The organism is Kytococcus sedentarius DSM 20547, from assembly GCF_000023925.1.
GTDB classification, from domain to species: Bacteria; Actinomycetota; Actinomycetes; order Actinomycetales; family Dermatophilaceae; genus Kytococcus; species Kytococcus sedentarius.
Genome location: NC_013169.1, coordinates 332,099 through 347,674, shown reverse-complemented (window position 1 = coordinate 347,674; position 15,576 = coordinate 332,099). Strand labels below are relative to the sequence as shown.

Sequence of the window (15,576 nt, the reverse complement as noted above, 5' to 3'; positions counted from 1 at the left end):
TAGTTGCTCGCCCGCCCGCACGCGATGAGGCCCCACCCCCGCTGAACCGGGAATCAGTTCAGCGGGGGTGGGGCCTCGCCCAGCGGGTCACCGCCGGGGGACGACTCAGATGCGGTCGTTCTGGCGGCCGCCGAAGAGGCCGCCGTTGTCCCGGCCGGTCTGGGCGTTGTCGTCCAGGCCCTCGATGTCCACGCGCTCGCGGCGGACACGCTCGGTCACCTGACGGTTCTCGGTGACGACCTTCTTGTTCAGGCCGATCTCCTCGACCGCGTACACCTCCTTGGAGATGACGGGGTGCTCCTCGATGAGGGTGATCTCCAGCTCGTCGTCGCCGAAGTCCCAGTCACCGATGGCCTGGCCGTCGGTGATGTCGCGGCGCTCGACCTCGATGGACTCGCGCTCCAGCGGCACGGAGATCGTCTCGTCCTCCTCGACCACGTACTTCTTGAGGCGGACGGCGCCGGTCTCGCGACGCTCCTTGCCGACATTGAGGCGCTCCTCGTGACGGGTCACGGAGGTGCGCTCGCCGTCGACGGCCTGCGCGCGGTCACGGTCGTAGTCGGCCGTGCGGTCACGGTCGTAGTCCGTCCCGGCGGCCGCGGTCGGCACGGCGGTGGTGGCGTCGGCGTCACGGTCGCCGCCGAAGAAGCCGGCGCGCTGGTCGGTGTCGGCGGCCGCGGCGCGGTCACGCTCCACGTCCAGCGCGGTGTCGTCGCCGTACTGGCGGTCGTAGTCCGCCCGGGCGTCGGTGTCGGTGTCGTGCCCGGCGTAGCCGGCGGCACCGGCAACGCCTGCGGTCCCGGCGCCGGCAGCAGCGGCGTCGCCGCTGTCCCAGCGACCGAACTCACCGCGGTCCTGGCCCTCGACCGGGGCGCCGTCCACGCGGCCGTCCTGACGGTCCAGCGTGTCGGTGGTGTCGGTGCCGGCGTTGTCACCGTCGAACTGCACGCCGTAGTAGCGGTACAGCTCCACCTCGTGCTCGGCGTCCAGGTGCTGGCCGGCCTCGATCTGCGGCGCGTCCTTCACCTTGTCCTTGGTGTAGGGAACGGCAAGGCCACCGTCGGCGATGGTGGCGTCGTCCAGCGGCACGAAGCTGTCGCCGCTGAACATGCCCACGTTCACCGTGGCCCATGCCGGCTGGCCGGTCTGGTCGTCCAGGTAGATGTCGCTGATGGACCCGATCTTCTCGTTGTCGGTCCCGAACAGGTCACCGCCACGCAGGTCCTGCAGCTGCTCCTTGCTGATCATTGCTGTTCTCCTTCGGGCCCGGCATGCGAGCCATGTCGGTCACAGGTCTCCCGCCCGGAGGAACCGGGGGGTTCACGCCCACATTATTTGCGAAAGGTCCCCCAGCCAACCGCATTCGTGTGACCTATGTCACACACGACGCCGTGCGGGGCGCCCACCGGCCGCCACCACGACCTCCTGGGCCGCGGCCGTGGCCCCGATCGTGAGCGTCTCCTCGGCCGGCGCGGAGCGCTTCACCACCGCCAGCCCGATCGGCCCGAGCTCGTGGTGCCGGCCCACGCTCGTCAGCCGCCCCACCACCTTCCCGGACGCCGGGTCGCCGGCCACGGCGCCGCTGTGCACCTCGGACCCGACCGCGGGCAGCTCGTGGCCGGAGCCGTCCAGGTGGAGGAAGACCAGACGACGCGGCGGCTGGCCCAGGTTCTGCACCCGCGCCACCGTCTCCTGACCGCGGTAGCAACCCTTCTGCAGGTGCACGGCGGTGCGCAGCCAGTCCAGTTCGTGGGGGATGGAGCGGTCGTCCACCTCTTGGGCGGACGGGCGCCAAGCCGCGATGCGCAGGGCCTCGAGGGCCCACCACCCCGCCAGCGGCCGGTCGGCCACCCACTCCTCCACCGCCTCGGCCGGCAGCACCACCTCGCGCCAGGCCCATCCCTCGCCGGGGTGGACCTCGAGGTCGTCGGCCGTGCGCACCGCCGTCGCCCCCACCGGGCCGGGCCACGGGTCCACCCAGACGGGCGGCTCCCCGGGGAGCCCGGGCGCGGAGTGGGGCTCACCGACAACCCGCAGGTCCGCGCTGCGGTCTGCCACCTCGACGCGGAGCATGAAGCGCATGGACTCCAGGAAGGAGCTCAGGGGCGCGGCATGGCCGGGGTCCGTGGTGATCCAGGTGGTCGCCCCGTCGTCCACCAGGTGCAGGACGTGCTCGATCCGCCCCTGGGGGGTCAGCACCATCGCCTCGGCGGACTGCCCCGGCGCGAGGTCACCGACCTGCTGGGTGAGCAGGCTGTGCAGCCAGCTCAGGCGGTCGGGCCCGGAAACGGTCACCACGCCGCGGTCGCCCAGATCGACGACCGCGAGCCCCTCCTCGAGCAGGCGCTGCTCGCGCAGCGGGTCGCCGTGGTGCAGGGCGATGCGGGAGTGCATGCGTACCGCACCGGGTCGCCCGGACAGCGGTGAGGCCGCGGCCTCCTGGGGCGCGTCGTGGTCCTGCGGGGTACCGGTCGGGGCGTCAGTCACCCCCGGGGAACACGGCGTGGCACCCCCCGCATTCCACCCCCACCGAACCACCCGCCCGCCCCGCTCCGATGGGGTGACGAGCACCTCACCGAACTCCCAGCCGGCTCCCACCGGAGGGTCGTAGTGTGGCCGACATGAGCGAGCGCCCGCACGACCCCCACCTCGACCCCACCGGCCCCGGGGGCGGGGACGGCCCGCGCGCCACGGGTTCCAGCCCGGCCGGCACGACCCCGCGGCGCCGCGGACTGCGCGGACCGTGGCGCTGGGGCTGCGGTCTGCTGGCGGTCCTGGTCGCGATCCCCCTGGTGATCGCCGCGGTCTGGTTCTTCAACCTCAACAGCACCCTGAAGGACAACATCGTCCACGAGGCGCTGCTGCCCGACGAGGTGGACGACGACCACACCCCGGACGTGCCACGCGACGTGGACACCGACGGGGACGGCAAGGGCGACATCAACATCGACACCGACGGGGACGGCAAGCCGGACCTCAACCTCGACACCGACCGGGACGGCAAGGCGGACTACCGCGTGGACTCCGACGGCGACGGCACGGTCGACGCGACGCGTGGCAGCAAGGACAAGGGGGGCGACGACGAGGACGGGGACGGCCGTGCCGACGGCGACACCAACCTGGACGGCGTGGTCGACGAGAAGGACGGCGACGGGGAGGACTCCAAGGCGGTGCCGTCCCCCGACGAGGACGGGTCGGCCGACGACCCGGCGCCGGGAGCCGACGGCGCGCGCAACATCCTGCTCATCGGTGAGGACGGCGTCGGTGCGCCCTACCGCTCCGACGTGATGATCCTGGCCCACCTGAACGCCTCCGGCGACGAGGTCACGCTGGTCCACTTCCCGCGCGACCTGTACGTGCCGATCCCCGGGTACGGGCACAACAAGCTGAACGCGGCCTACGCCATCGGGGGCCCGCAGCTGCTGACCCGCACCTTCCAGGGCATGCTCGACGTGAAGATCGACGACGTCGCGATCACCGACTTCGAGAACTTCAAGGCCGTGACCAACGAGTTGGGCGGCGTGACCGTCGACAACCCGCAGGCCTCCCCCGAGTTCCCGGAGGGCGCGGTGCGGCTGGAGACGGGCGAGGAGGCGCTGCGCTTCGTCCGCGAGCGCAAGACCCTGGGCCTGGGCGACATCGGCCGCGGCGAGCGCCAGATGTCCTTCCTGCAGGGCCTGGTCGACAAGGCCATGAGCCCCTCGGTGGCGAGCAACCCCAACAAGCTCTCCGGCATGGTCGATGCGGGGACGCAGGGCGTGCGCGTCAGCGGCGGCCTCAGCGTGGGTGAGATCCGCTCCCTGGCCTTCGACTTCGTGCGCGGCGGCAAGGGGGGGCTGAACTACCGCACCGCGCCCTGGCTGAACGTGGGCTGGAGCCCGGGCGGCGCCAGCATCGTGGTGGTCGACTGGCCGGGCATGCGCGACCTGGGCGAGACGATCCGCAACGACGCCTTCTGAGCCGGCCCCTCCGGCCGAGCACGTGACGGGGCCCCGGGAGATCCTCCCGGGGCCCCGTCACGTGCTGCTGGCTCAGCCCTCCACGCGCTTGAGCTGCGCCGACATGTGGCTGGTCATGGGGTGGCCCTTGTAGGCCATGTCCATCACCCACATCAGGTCGCCGTCCACCAGGCCGTACAGGCGCTTGGCCGCGGTGTACTCCTCGGCCCCCGCGGTGCGCAGGATGCCGTCGGTGGCCATCTCGATGCTGGGGCGCTCGGGGTGCCGGGCGCCGAAGTACTGCTCGACGTAGCCGGTGGGGTGGGCGAGCAGCAGGACGAACTCGCCGTCCTCCCCCTCCGGCCGCCAGAAGCCGCTCTCGACGGCGTACGGCTCACCCGGCCGTCCGTCCTCGTCCAGCATCCACGTGCGGCTGGTCCAGGTGATGAACTCCCGCCCGTCGTGGGTGGCGATCAGCTCCTGGCCGAAGTGGCCGGACTCGCGGTCGGGGTAGCCCACCACACCGGCGCCCTCCCAGCGGCCGAGCATCCAGGCCAGCGGGGCGAGGCGGGGGGACATGTCGGCGTCGATGTGGAAGACCATGGGACTCCTGTGATCGGGAGGGGTACGGGGGTGGTCAGCCGATGAGGGGACTCACCATCGCGAACAGGCCGGTCACGATACCGGCCAGCGAGGCACTCACGACCCCCACCACGACGCCGCCGGTCACGCCGCTGCGCACCGCGGGCAGGCGCAACAGCACCAACCGGGTGGCCTGCGAGATGGTGGGTGCCAGCACGGCGACGGACCCGAGCGTCAGGCTGCGGGCGGTGGAGACGTCGTCCCGCACCGCCCACCAGGTGGCGGCGACCGCCAGCCCCACGACGACCCCGACCGCCCAGGCCACGAAGCGCTGCCGGGGGGCCACCGAGTCGACCAGGGCCGTCGCGGCGAGTCCGGCTGCCGCAGCGAGTGCGGCCGCGGGCGTGGCCCAGCTCCACAGGAAGCCCGCGACGATCACCAGGACGGCGAACACCTCGGCCGTCAGCAGGTCGACCACGCGGGGGCGGCCGTCGCTGCGCCACACCTGGTGGGCGAGTGAGGCCCACACACCACCGGCCACCGGCAGGGCCCACCAGACCGAGAGGGCGAAGGACGCGTCGTCGAGGTGCCCGATCACGGCCGCCAGGACGGCGAGCGCCACCACTGCCCCCAGCACCACCCGGGTGCCCCGCGCCGAGGGGAGGTCCAGGACGCGGCCCCAGCCCACGGCCACGATGGCCCCGGCCACCGTGGCCACGGCAGCGGCCGCCAGCGGCCCGGCGCCCCATCCGGCCAGGGCCAGCACGATGGCGCACAGGGCGGCGGACCGGGCTGCCGCGCGTTGGCCCCGGAAGGACGAGGGAGCGGCGGACCCGCGGCGGGGGTCCGCCGACGAGGGACCGGGGCTCGGCATGCACTACCTCCTGTGGCCGCGCTGCTCACGGCCGGGACGTGGGGTCGATGCCAGTAAACTACGGCAATGCCGCGCGTCGTCCTGCTCCACCGAGGACCGGCGCCCGCGCTGGACTCCCCGGCCCTCGAGGCGATGGCGCTGCTCGACTGGACGGTGGAGCCGATGGGGGTCGGTCCCGGCCCCGCGCAGCCGCCCCGCTCCCCCGGCGAGCCTCCCCCCGTGTTGGTGGTTGACGCGCGCGACCAGCTGGCGGCCCACCGCGACCTCGCCCGCGAGCTCGCCTCCACCCACCCCGACTGCGCGCGCCTGGTGGTGCTGCGCCCGGAGGACCTCGCGGCGTGGACCAGCCGGTGGGAGGCCGACGACCTGCTGCTCTCCACTGCGGGCCCCGGCGAGGTGACCGCCCGGGTGCGGGTGGCCGGCCAGCGGGCCGCCGCCCGGCGCGGGGCGGCCGCCGGGCAGCGCGCAGGCGAGGGCCTCACGTCCGGCAGCGGAGAGGGCCGCAGCGATGCGGGGGCCGCCGGCCCGGGTGCGGCACCCCCCGGGGAGGGTGACAGCATCGACCTCGGTGGGCTGGTGATCCACCGGGACAGCTGGTCGGCCCGCCTCCGGGGGCGCACGCTGGACCTGACCTTCCGCGAGTTCGAGCTGCTGGCGCACCTCGCGACCCACCCGGGCCGGGTCTTCACCCGCGAGGAGCTCCTCGAGGACCTGTGGGAGGGCACCCGGTTGAGCGGCACGCGGACGGTGGACGTCCACGTGCGGCGCCTGCGCTCGAAGCTGGGCCCCGAGCACGAGGGGCTGATCGTCACCGTGCGCAACGTGGGCTACCGGATGGAGGCGCGTGCCTGAGGCGGGGCCGTGGTGGAATGTGCAGATGTCCCCGGACCTGACGCACCGCTCCCCCGAGGAGCTGACCCCTGAGGACTCCCAGGCGATCGGCGACCTGGCGCGCCGCGCGGCGCGGGCGGACGGGGTCGACCCACTCAACGAGGAGTCGCTGCTGGCGCTGCGCCACCGGACCCCCGGCCGGGTGCACGTGCTGGCCCACGACCAGGACCGCCTGGTGGGCTACGGCACCCTGGCCCACGGGTCCGCCGAGGTGGTGACCGACCCCGACGCACGCAAGGCCGGCCTCGGGGGGCGCCTCCTGGACGCACTCCTCGAGCACGACCCCGAGCTGCTGCTGTGGGCCCACGGTGACATGGACGGCGGGCGCCGGCTCGCCGCATCGCGCGGGATGGTGCCCCGCCGCCCGCTGTGGCGGATGGAGCGCCCGGTGGCCGGGGAGTTCTCCGAGCTGCCGCCGGTGGAGCTGCCCGAGGGCATCTCGGTGCGGCCCTTCGTCGCCGGCCAGGACGACGAGGCATGGCTGCGGGTGAACTCCCGCGCCTTCGCCGACCACGCCGAACAGGGGCGGATGACCGCCGAGGACCTGACCGCCCGCACCCAGGAGGACTGGTTCGACGCCTCCGGCTTCCTGCTGCTCGTGGACGACACGCGGGACGGGGAGGTCGTCGGCTTCCACTGGACCAAGGTCGACCAGCTGCCGGTGGGTGAGGTGTACGTCGTCGGCGTCGACCCCGAGCGACAGGGCGAGGGGCTGGGGCGGGTGGCCACCCTCGTCGGCCTGCACCACCTGGCCGACCGCGGGGTGGAGACCGTCGAGCTCTACGTCGACGGGGACAACCGCGCCGCCGTAACCACCTACGGCCGGCTCGGTTTCGAGCGCGCCGCGGTGGACGTGCAGTACGGCCCCCCGGTCTGACGCCCCCCGGCCCGGGGCGCTCCCCGGGTGCCCCCACACCGCACGTCCCCGCCGGCCCCACCGCAGGTGACCACCACCCCGTGGCGTCGCTAGGCTGGTGGCATGGCGGATTCCTCGGCGACCACGACAGCGAAGCACGGGGACCCCTCCCCCACATCCGACGGCACCGGGAACGGCACGCCCCGCCCCGCCGCACACATCATCCAGCCGCCGCAGCCGCGGCGTCCGCGCGATGCGGGGGGACGGTTCGTCAGCTCGGCCGACCCGGCCCCCGACGGCGAGCTGCCCGCCGACCGCTTCCTGGAGCGCGAGACCAGCTGGCTGCAGTTCAACGAGCGGGTGCTGGAGCTCGCTGCCGACCCCGCCGTCCCGCTGCTGGAGCGCGCCCGCTTCCTGGCCATCTTCGCCAGCAACCTGGACGAGTTCTTCATGGTCCGCGTGGCCGGGCTCAAGCGCCGGATCGCCACCGGCCTGGCCGTGCGCTCCGCATCGGGCCAGGAGCCGCAGGAGGTGCTGAGCATGGTGGGCCGCAGCGCCCACGCGCTGATGACCGAGCAGTCGCGCCTCTACAGCGACGAGATCATGCCGGCGCTGGCCGCCGAGGGCATCCACGTGGTGCGGTGGAAGGACCTGCAGGACGCCGAGCGCGACGCGTTCGAAGAGTTCTTCGTCCGCGACGTCTACCCGGTGCTCACGCCGCTGGCCGTCGACCCGGCCCACCCCTTCCCGTACATTTCCGGGCTCTCGCTCAACCTGGCCGTGACGCTGGCCGACCCCCGCACCTTCCAGGAGCACTTCGCCCGCGTGAAGGTCCCGCCGGCCCTGCCGCGGCTGCTGCGTGTCTCGCACGTGCTCGGCACCGACGAGAGCGACGAGCAGATCCAGGAGTCCGAGCACGGGATCCGGTTCCTCCCCATCGAGGACGTGATCGCCGCCCACCTCTCGCTGCTGTTCCCCGGCATGGAGATCAAGCAGACCTACACCTTCCGCGTCACCCGCAACGAGGACCTGGAGGTGGAGGAGGATGAGGCGGAGAACCTGCTGACCGCACTGGAGCGCGAGCTCACCCGCCGCCGCTTCGGGCCCGCCGTGCGCCTCGAGGTCGAGGAGGACATGACCCCCGAGGTGCGGGCCATCCTCCAGCGCGAGCTCGACGTCACCACCCACGAGGTGTACGTGCTGCCGGCTCCGCTGGACCTGCGCAGCATGAACACGGTGGCCGATCTGCGCATCTCCGACCTGCGGTGGCCCGCCTTCCGCACCCACACCCACCCGGCCCTCGCACCGGTGGAGCGTTCGGCCGAGGCCGACGTGCTGGGGACGATGCGGGAGCGCGACGTGCTGCTGCACCACCCCTACGACTCGTTCAGCACCTCGGTGCAGCGCTTCCTGGAGCAGGCCGCCGCCGACCCGCACGTGCTGGCCATCAAGCAGACGCTCTACCGCACCAGCGGTGACTCGCCGATCATCCGGGCCCTCATCGAGGCCGCGGAGTCCGGCAAGCAGGTGCTGGCCGTGGTGGAGATCAAGGCCCGGTTCGACGAGGAGAACAACATCACCTGGGCCCGCCAGCTCGAACGCGCGGGCGTCCACGTGGTCTACGGGCAGGTCGGGCTGAAGACCCACGCCAAGCTGTGCCTGGTGGTCCGCCAGGAGGCCGATGGGCTGCAGCGCTACGTGCACATCGGCACCGGCAACTACAACCCGAAGACGGCGCGCCTCTACGAGGACCTCGGGCTGCTCTCCACCGACCCGCAGGTGACCGAGGACGTCACCCGGCTGTTCAACCAGCTCTCCGGCATGGCGCCCCGCAGCACCTTCCAGCGGCTGCTCGTGGCACCCCGCTCGGTGCGCAGCGGACTGGTGCAGCTGATGGACGAGCAAGCGGCGCGGGCGCGCAAGGGGCACCCGGCACGCGTGCGGGTGAAGGCCAACAGCATCGTGGACGAGGCCTTCATCGACGCCTGCTACCGGGCGTCGCAGGCCGGGGTGCAGGTGGACGTGTGGGTGCGGGGGATCTGCGCCCTGCGGCCGGGGGTGCCGGGACTGAGCGAGAACATCCGCGTGCGCTCGGTGCTCGGCCGCTTCCTGGAGCACAGCCGGGTGGTCGTGGCGGGTATCCCGGGCGACCCGGCCAACCCGCTGCGCGCCCTCATCGGGTCGGCCGACATGATGCACCGCAACCTGGACCGCCGGGTGGAGGCCATGGTGGAGCTGCGCGACCCCGCGCACGTGTGCCACCTCGACGAGCTGTTCGAGCTGGCCTTCTCCCCGGACGTCGCCACCTGGCACCTGGACGCCGAGGGGGTGTGGACGCGGCACCACCTCGACGAGGCTGGTGAACCGCTCAAGGACATCCAGTTCGAGATCGAGAAGGACTACGCCCAGCGCCGCCGGAAGGGACGTCGTCGATGAGCACCGAGCACGTGGTCGAGGCCGCCGGAGCGGTCCCGTGGCGACGCCGCAAGGGACGGCTGCAGGTGGCGCTGGTGCACCGTGCCCACTACGACGACTGGAGCTGGCCCAAGGGGAAGGTGGACCCCGGCGAGCTGCTGCCGCAGACCGCGGCCCGTGAGGTGGCCGAGGAGGCCTCCCTGGCCGTCCGGCTGGGCATGCCCCTGCCCACCTCCGAGTACCGCATGCCCAACGGCAACCTCAAGCGCGTGCACTACTGGGCGGCCCACGTCGTGGAGTCGCTGGGGGCACTGGAGCACGAGGTCGACGAGGTGGCCTGGCTCTCGCCCCCACAGGCCCGCAAGCGGCTCAGCTACCCCCACGACCGGGAGCAGCTGGACCGCCTGGTGGAGCTCGACGACCAGGGGATGCTGGACACCCGGGTGCTGGTGGTGCTGCGCCACGCGCTGGCCGTGCGCCGGGAGGACTGGGACGGTGTGGACGCCGAGCGCCCCCTGGTGCCCGCCGGCTTCGACCGGGCCAAGGCGCTGGCTCCCACGCTGCAGGCCTTCGGCGTGGACCGCATCGTCTCCTCCCCCGCCGCACGCTGCAGCGACAGCGTGGCGCCCTTCGCCGCCGTCGCCGCCCTGAAGCCCCGGCTGAAGGCCGGACTCTCCGAGGAGGGGCACCGCGCCGCGCCGCACAAGGCGGCCAAGCACGTGGCCAAGGCGCTGGGCACCGGGCGCAGCACGGTCCTGTGCTCCCACGGGCCGGTCCTGCCGTCCATGCTGGAGGCCGTGGCCGAGCGCACCCTGCCGGGGTCGCGGGCCGAGCGGACCGTGCTGCAGCTGGCGCGCGAGGGCATGACCAAGGGTGGATTCGTCGTCCTACACCTCACCGGGCAGGGCGAGTCGAGCAAGGTGCTGGCCAGCGAGACCTGGTGAGCCGCGCCTCAGCGCGGTGAGTGGTGGAACTGCTGCGCAGCCTCCAGGCCGTGGTGCAGCAGGCGCTCCACCGCATCGGCCCCGTCGCCGAGCAGGAAGGGCAGCTCCGCGCGCTCGGTGGGGGAGAAGTCCCGCAGCACGAAGTCGGCCACGTCCATGCGCCCCGGCGGCCGGCCGATGCCCAACCGGATGCGGTGGTAGTCCTTCGTGCCCAGGGACTGGGTGATGGAGCGCAGTCCGTTGTGGCCGCCCTCGCCGCCGCCCTTCTTGAGCCGCACCGCGCCGAAGTCGATGTCGAGCTCGTCGTGGAGCACCACCAGGTGGTCGACGTCGATGCCGTGGTACTTCATCAGCCCGCTGACCGGGCCGCCGCTGAGGTTCATGAAGTCCAGGGGGGTGGCCAGCACGACCCGCCGGCCGGGGCGCCCACCGGGCAGGGTGCCCAGCCGGGTCTCAGCGCTCACCGCGCGGGCCTGGCGGGCGGCCGACAGCTTCACGCCCGCGCCGGCAGCCATCTCCGCGACCACCATCGCGCCCACGTTGTGCCGGTTCCCGGCGTAGCGCGGGCCGGGGTTCCCCAGGCCGGCGACCAGCCACGGGTCGTCGTCGATCTCCATCGGTCCACTCCTTGACTCGGGTCGGTCGGCGACGTCCACCGACTGCGGGCGCGGGTGCGCGCAGATCACGTCCCCGCGCGCACGGGCGCGGGGCCCCACCATGCTGGCAGGGCCCCGCGCCGGGTGCAGTGCGCCGCGGTGCTGCGGCGCGCTGGGATCACTCGGACTTCTCGTCCTCGCCCTCGGCGTCGTCGCCACCCTCGGCAGCCTCGGCGGCCTCCTCGTCGGACTCGTCCTGCTCGATACCGGCCTCGGCCTCGGCCTCGGCGAGCTCGGCCTCCAGGGCCTCCTCGGAGATGGCCTCGGAGACGTTGATGATGGTCTCCTCGGCGTCGGTGACGAGCTCGACGCCCTCCGGCAGCTCCAGGTCGCCGGCGTGGATGAGGGTGCCGGCCTCGGCGCCCTCCACGGACACGGTGATGGACTCGGGGATGTCCAGCACCGGGGCCTTCACGGTGACGGTCGAGGTGGGCACCGAGACGACGGTCTCCGGGCCGGCCTCACCGTCGAGGTGGATGGCGATGTCCACGTCGACCTTCTCGTTGCGGTCCACGATCACGAAGTCGACGTGCTCGATGATCGGCTTGATCGGGTCGCGCTGCACGTCCTTGGCCAGCACCAGGCGGTCCTCGCCGGAGCCCCAGGTGAGGGTCATCAGGGCGTTGGTGTGACGCAGTGCAATGAAGGCCTCGTGGCCCGGCAGGATCACGTGGAAGGGGCCCTCGCCGTGCCCGTAGACGACGGCGGGGATGCCGCCCTCGCGGCGGGCCTGGCGGGCAGCGCCCTTGCCGAACGTGGTGCGCTCGGTGCAGGTCAGCTTGATGGTCTTGTTGGCCATGGTGTCTCCTCGGGTTCTTCTCGGGATGCTCGGTCTGGCGAGTGCCGCGAAGAAGACCCGCCTCCTGGGCACCTCCGGACCCCTCGGGACCCGTCCGTGCTCCTGTCTGGAGAGCGCTTCCTTTTCGCCGCGTCGATCACGGGCGGGCCGGCCGCGTGAGCAGCCTGACCGCCCCTCGCCGAAGCTCAGGTGGGCAGCAGTCTAGACGCCGCGCCGGGCGGCGCGAAATCCGCAGCCGGTAGCGGGCCTCAGGCGCGGCCGTCGAACATGCTCGTGACCGACCCGTCCTCGAACACCTCGCGGATGGCACGGCTCAGCAACGGCGCGATCGGGAGCACCGTGAGCGTCTCGAACTGGCGGTCCTCCGCGATCGGCAGGGTGTCAGTGAGGATCACCTCGCGCGCCACGGAGTCCCGCAGCCGCTCCGAGGCGGGCCCGGACAGGATGCCGTGGGTGGCCGCGATAATGACGCCCTTCGCGCCCTGGGCCATGATCGCCTCGGCCGCCTTGCAGATGGTCCCGCCGGAGTCGATCATGTCGTCGACCAGGACGCACATGCGCCCCTCGACCTCGCCGATGACGCGGTTGGCCACCGACTCGTTCGGGCGTGTGATGTCCCGGGTCTTGTGGATGAAGGCCAGCGGCCGGTTGCCCAAGCGCTCCGCCCACTGCTCGGCCACCTTGATGCGGCCGGCATCCGGGGAGACCACCACGAGGTCCTCGTCGCCGTACTTGTCCCGCACGTAGTCCGCGAGGATCGGCATCGCCATCAGGTGATCAACCGGGCCGTCGAAGAAGCCCTGGATCTGCGCGGTGTGGAGGTCCACCGCCATCAGACGGTCGGCGCCGGCGGTCTTGAACAGGTCGGCCATCAGCCGGGCCGAGATCGGCTCGCGGCCGCGGTGCTTCTTGTCCTGCCGCGCGTAGCCGTAGAAGGGCAGCACCACGGTGATCCGCTTGGCCGAGGCGCGCTTCAGGGCGTCCACCATGATCAGGTGCTCCATCAACCACGTGTTGATGGGGGCCGTGTGGGCCTGGATCACGAACGCGTCGCACCCGCGGACCGACTCGCTGTAGCGCACGTAGAGCTCGCCGTTGGCGAACTCGTACGCCTCGGTCGGCACCACCTGCGAGCCGAGTCCGTCGGCGATGGCCGTGGCCAGCGACGGGTGCGCCCGGCCGGAGAAAACCATCAGGTTCTTCTCGGTGGTCCGCTGGATGGCCAGCGGCACGTCCTGCTCGTGGTCACTCATGCACGCATCTCCCTCGGCTCGGTCACGCGGATCAGTCTCTCAGCCCTCGGAGGAACGCTCGCTGGCGACCTCGTCGGCAGCCTGCGCGGCGGCGGTGCCGGGACGCTTCTCCTGCACCCACCCCTCGATGTTCTTCTGCGGCGCCACGGTGATGGCCAGGGCACCGGGCGGCACGTCCTTGCGGACCACCGTCCCGGCACCGGTGTAGGCCCCGTCGCCGACGGTGACCGGCGCGATGAACATCGTGTCCGAGCCCGTCCGACAGTGGCTGCCGATGCGGGTGCGGGACTTGGTGACGCCGTCGTAGTTCACGAACACGCTGGAGGCGCCGATGTTGCTGTGGTCGCCGATCTCCGCATCACCCACGTAGGTCAGGTGGGGCACCTTGGTGCCGGTGCCGATGGAGGAGTTCTTCGTCTCCACGAAGGTGCCGATCTTGGCGTCCCGCCCCAGCTCGGTGTTCGGCCGCAGGTAGGCGAAGGGGCCGACGCTCGCGCCCTCGCCGATGACGGACAGCTCGCCGTGGGTGCGCACGACCGAGGCCCCCCGGCCGACCTCCACGTCGGTGAGCGTGGTGTCCGGGCCCAGCACGACGTCGTCGCCGATGGTGCAGGCGCCCAGCAGCTGGGTGTTCGGGCGGATGACGACGTCGCGGCCCAGCGTCACGTCGACGTCGATCCAGGTGGTGGCGGGGTCCACCACGGTGACGCCCTCCATCTGCCAGCGGCGCACCAGGCGGCGGTTGAGCTCGGCCCCCAGCTCGGAGAGCTGCGCCCGGTTGTTCACGCCCTCGATCTGCAGGGTGTCGGTGATCTTGTGCGCCGCCACCGAGCCACCGGCCCCGCGCGAGAGGCCGAGCACGTCGGTGAGGTACTTCTCGCCCTGGGTGTTGTTCGTGCCCAGCTGCGGCAGGAACTCACGCAGCACCGCCGCGTCGAAGGCCCAGATGCCGGAGTTGATCTCGCGGATGTCGACCACGTGGGCGTCCTCGCCGCCGGCCTCCCGGGCCGCCAGCGCGTCCTTGTGCTCCATGACCTTGAGCACCGAGCCGTCCGCGTCGCGCACGATGCGCCCGTACCCCGTCGGGTCGTCGAGCTCGGCGGTGATGACGGTGACCGCTGCCCCCGCGGCCTCGTGGGCGGCGGTGAGGTCGGTCAGGGTCTGCGCGGTGAGCAACGGGACGTCCCCCATCGTGATGATGACGGTGCCCGTGAGGTCGGCCGGCAGGACCGAGAGGCCCGCCTCCGCGGCGCGGCCGGTGCCCTTGACCTCGTCCTGGTCGACGATGAGCGCGCCGGGGTCCACCTCGGCCACGTGAGCGGCCACCCGCTCGCGCTCGTGGCGCACCACGACGGACAGGTGCTGCGGCCCGGCTTGGCGAGCGGCGTGCAGCGCGTGCCCCAGCAGGGTCCGTCCACCGATCGGGTGGAGCACCTTGGGGAGCGTGGACTTCATGCGCGTTCCCTCACCGGCGGCGAGGACGATGACGGCGGCGGGCTGTGCAGTGCTCAACGGGGCTCCAGCGATCGGTGAGGGGGTGCGGGCCACGGCACCGGCAGCGCCGGTGCTGTGCATCGGCTCCGACTCTACTGCGTAGCCGTCGGGTGCCCGACGCGCACGAGGCTCCCCGGGTAGGAATCGAACCTACGTCCCTAGTCCTGATTCAAAGTCAGGCGGCCCCTACCAGCAGAGCAACCGGGGAACGCCCCCATCGGGGCCGGGACAGCCTAGCGGCCGGCCGGGTCAGCGCGGTGAGGGCTGGTCTTCCCCGTGGTCCAGCCCCAGGTCGTGGCGCTCGGCGCGGGCGCGCTCGTTCTCAGCCGCGCGGCGGGAGCTGCGGAACATCAGGCTCACGAGCACGGTCACGGCCACCAGGAGCAGCAGGAAGGAACCGCCGGCCATGATCACAGCGGTGGGGTTGTCGAACAGGCGGTTCATCGTCACTCCCTCAAACGGCCGGGGCGTGGAAGAAGGTGGTGCGGCGGGCGAAGAGCCCCGCCTCGTCCAGGACGTAGAAGTCCGCGAAGCGCACGGCGGCGGCGCTGCCGTCCTTGAGCGTCCCCTCGAAACGACCGTGCACGGCCACCTGCTCGCCCGTGGCGTCGACCACCACGGCGTCGAGGGTGTGCTTGCCGGAGGCGATCACGCGGTCACCGGTGTAGAAGGCGCGCAGGGCCTCGTGCCCCACGAAGGGCTCGTACCCCGGGCGCTCGTAGGTGGCGTCGGCGGCGAAGAGCCCGATGAGGGTCTCGACGTCGTCGGCGTCGACGGCGTCGTAGTAGGCGCGGACAACGGCCTCGGCAGAAGATCGATCGGTCATGGGCCCAGTCTCCCACCCGGGGCCCCTCGAGGCGACGCTCCCCGCATC

The 15,576-nt window shown here is 72.5% G+C and carries 15 protein-coding genes and 1 tRNA gene; 5 read left to right on the top strand and 11 right to left on the bottom strand.

Features of this window, described 5'->3' with window-relative positions; all coding sequences use genetic code 11:
* Window positions 1–105 precede the first annotated feature (105 nt).
* Both KSED_RS01735 and ygfZ read right to left on the bottom strand, forming a co-directional pair.
* The gene (locus KSED_RS01735; protein ID WP_012801854.1) at window positions 106–1,248 is read right to left on the bottom strand and encodes a DUF2382 domain-containing protein; all 1,143 of its coding nucleotides are present in this window, start codon (window positions 1,246–1,248) and stop codon (window positions 106–108) included.
* Window positions 1,249–1,377: 129 nt separating this feature from the next.
* Window positions 1,378–2,487 (bottom strand): CAF17-like 4Fe-4S cluster assembly/insertion protein YgfZ, encoded by a 1,110-nt coding sequence (gene ygfZ, locus KSED_RS01730; protein WP_049758284.1) that lies wholly within the window; start codon window positions 2,485–2,487, stop codon window positions 1,378–1,380.
* A 134-nt stretch (window positions 2,488–2,621) separates the two neighbouring features.
* Here ygfZ and KSED_RS15610 point away from each other — a divergent pair, with 134 nt between their 5' ends.
* Window positions 2,622–3,959: an LCP family protein gene (locus KSED_RS15610; protein WP_143827323.1), complete on the top strand. Its 1,338-nt coding sequence runs from the start codon at window positions 2,622–2,624 to the stop codon at window positions 3,957–3,959.
* Between the two features lie 72 nt (window positions 3,960–4,031).
* Here the strand turns inward: KSED_RS15610 and KSED_RS01720 are convergent, their stop codons facing one another.
* Together KSED_RS01720 and KSED_RS01715 are read right to left on the bottom strand one after the other, a co-directional pair.
* Window positions 4,032–4,541 (bottom strand): heme-binding beta-barrel domain-containing protein, encoded by a 510-nt coding sequence (locus KSED_RS01720; RefSeq protein ID WP_012801851.1) that lies wholly within the window; start codon window positions 4,539–4,541, stop codon window positions 4,032–4,034.
* A gap of 34 nt (window positions 4,542–4,575) precedes the next feature.
* Window positions 4,576–5,394, bottom strand: coding sequence for a hypothetical protein (locus KSED_RS01715; RefSeq protein WP_012801850.1), 819 nt, complete (start codon window positions 5,392–5,394; stop codon window positions 4,576–4,578).
* Window positions 5,395–5,460: 66 nt separating this feature from the next.
* Between KSED_RS01715 and KSED_RS15605 the strand changes: the two genes are divergently transcribed.
* The 4 genes from KSED_RS15605 to KSED_RS01695 all read left to right on the top strand — a co-directional run bounded on the left by KSED_RS15605 (window position 5,461) and on the right by KSED_RS01695 (window position 10,500).
* The gene (locus tag KSED_RS15605; RefSeq protein ID WP_012801849.1) at window positions 5,461–6,246 is read left to right on the top strand and encodes a winged helix-turn-helix domain-containing protein; all 786 of its coding nucleotides are present in this window, start codon (window positions 5,461–5,463) and stop codon (window positions 6,244–6,246) included.
* A 25-nt stretch (window positions 6,247–6,271) separates the two neighbouring features.
* Window positions 6,272–7,162 (top strand): mycothiol synthase, encoded by an 891-nt coding sequence (mshD, locus tag KSED_RS01705; RefSeq protein WP_012801848.1) that lies wholly within the window; start codon window positions 6,272–6,274, stop codon window positions 7,160–7,162.
* 102 nt (window positions 7,163–7,264) lie between these two features.
* Window positions 7,265–9,577 (top strand): RNA degradosome polyphosphate kinase, encoded by a 2,313-nt coding sequence (locus tag KSED_RS01700; RefSeq protein WP_012801847.1) that lies wholly within the window; start codon window positions 7,265–7,267, stop codon window positions 9,575–9,577.
* Window positions 9,574–10,500: an NUDIX hydrolase gene (locus KSED_RS01695; protein ID WP_012801846.1), complete on the top strand. Its 927-nt coding sequence runs from the start codon at window positions 9,574–9,576 to the stop codon at window positions 10,498–10,500. The genes KSED_RS01700 and KSED_RS01695 overlap by 4 nt, the downstream gene beginning before the upstream one ends.
* An 8-nt stretch (window positions 10,501–10,508) precedes the next feature.
* On the opposite strand, the gene pth is transcribed toward KSED_RS01695, so the two are convergent.
* The 7 genes from pth to KSED_RS01660 all read right to left on the bottom strand — a co-directional run bounded on the left by pth (window position 10,509) and on the right by KSED_RS01660 (window position 15,528).
* Complete coding sequence (pth, locus tag KSED_RS01690; protein WP_012801845.1) at window positions 10,509–11,117, bottom strand: aminoacyl-tRNA hydrolase; 609 nt, start codon at window positions 11,115–11,117, stop codon at window positions 10,509–10,511.
* A gap of 157 nt (window positions 11,118–11,274) precedes the next feature.
* Entirely contained in the window at window positions 11,275–11,955 is a 681-nt protein-coding gene (locus KSED_RS01685) for a 50S ribosomal protein L25/general stress protein Ctc (protein ID WP_012801844.1), read from the bottom strand.
* A gap of 248 nt (window positions 11,956–12,203) precedes the next feature.
* Complete coding sequence (locus KSED_RS01680; RefSeq protein ID WP_012801843.1) at window positions 12,204–13,208, bottom strand: ribose-phosphate diphosphokinase; 1,005 nt, start codon at window positions 13,206–13,208, stop codon at window positions 12,204–12,206.
* A gap of 39 nt (window positions 13,209–13,247) precedes the next feature.
* The gene (gene glmU / locus KSED_RS01675; protein ID WP_012801842.1) at window positions 13,248–14,720 is read right to left on the bottom strand and encodes a bifunctional UDP-N-acetylglucosamine diphosphorylase/glucosamine-1-phosphate N-acetyltransferase GlmU; all 1,473 of its coding nucleotides are present in this window, start codon (window positions 14,718–14,720) and stop codon (window positions 13,248–13,250) included.
* 111 nt (window positions 14,721–14,831) lie between these two features.
* Window positions 14,832–14,910: transfer RNA gene (locus tag KSED_RS01670), tRNA-Gln, on the bottom strand.
* 41 nt (window positions 14,911–14,951) lie between these two features.
* Window positions 14,952–15,146: a hypothetical protein gene (locus tag KSED_RS01665; protein WP_012801841.1), complete on the bottom strand. Its 195-nt coding sequence runs from the start codon at window positions 15,144–15,146 to the stop codon at window positions 14,952–14,954.
* Window positions 15,147–15,156: 10 nt separating this feature from the next.
* On the bottom strand, window positions 15,157–15,528 hold the full coding sequence (locus KSED_RS01660; protein ID WP_012801840.1) for a nuclear transport factor 2 family protein: 372 nt from the start codon (window positions 15,526–15,528) through the stop codon (window positions 15,157–15,159).
* Window positions 15,529–15,576: the final 48 nt, after the last annotated feature.

Excerpts from the sequence above, each read along its gene's own strand:
- KSED_RS01735 (WP_012801854.1), bottom strand. The coding sequence starts at position 1,248 with ATGATCAGCAAGGAGCAGCTGCAGGACCTGCGTGGCGGTGACCTGTTC.
- KSED_RS15610 (WP_143827323.1), top strand. The coding sequence starts at position 2,622 with ATGAGCGAGCGCCCGCACGACCCCCACCTCGACCCCACCGGCCCCGGG.
- KSED_RS01720 (WP_012801851.1), bottom strand. The coding sequence starts at position 4,541 with ATGGTCTTCCACATCGACGCCGACATGTCCCCCCGCCTCGCCCCGCTG.
- KSED_RS01715 (WP_012801850.1), bottom strand. The coding sequence starts at position 5,394 with ATGCCGAGCCCCGGTCCCTCGTCGGCGGACCCCCGCCGCGGGTCCGCC.
- KSED_RS15605 (WP_012801849.1), top strand. The coding sequence starts at position 5,461 with ATGCCGCGCGTCGTCCTGCTCCACCGAGGACCGGCGCCCGCGCTGGAC.
- mshD (WP_012801848.1), top strand. The coding sequence starts at position 6,272 with ATGTCCCCGGACCTGACGCACCGCTCCCCCGAGGAGCTGACCCCTGAG.
- KSED_RS01700 (WP_012801847.1), top strand. The coding sequence starts at position 7,265 with ATGGCGGATTCCTCGGCGACCACGACAGCGAAGCACGGGGACCCCTCC.
- KSED_RS01695 (WP_012801846.1), top strand. The coding sequence starts at position 9,574 with ATGAGCACCGAGCACGTGGTCGAGGCCGCCGGAGCGGTCCCGTGGCGA.
- pth (WP_012801845.1), bottom strand. The coding sequence starts at position 11,117 with ATGGAGATCGACGACGACCCGTGGCTGGTCGCCGGCCTGGGGAACCCC.
- KSED_RS01685 (WP_012801844.1), bottom strand. The coding sequence starts at position 11,955 with ATGGCCAACAAGACCATCAAGCTGACCTGCACCGAGCGCACCACGTTC.
- KSED_RS01680 (WP_012801843.1), bottom strand. The coding sequence starts at position 13,208 with ATGAGTGACCACGAGCAGGACGTGCCGCTGGCCATCCAGCGGACCACC.
- KSED_RS01665 (WP_012801841.1), bottom strand. The coding sequence starts at position 15,146 with ATGAACCGCCTGTTCGACAACCCCACCGCTGTGATCATGGCCGGCGGT.
- KSED_RS01660 (WP_012801840.1), bottom strand. The coding sequence starts at position 15,528 with ATGACCGATCGATCTTCTGCCGAGGCCGTTGTCCGCGCCTACTACGAC.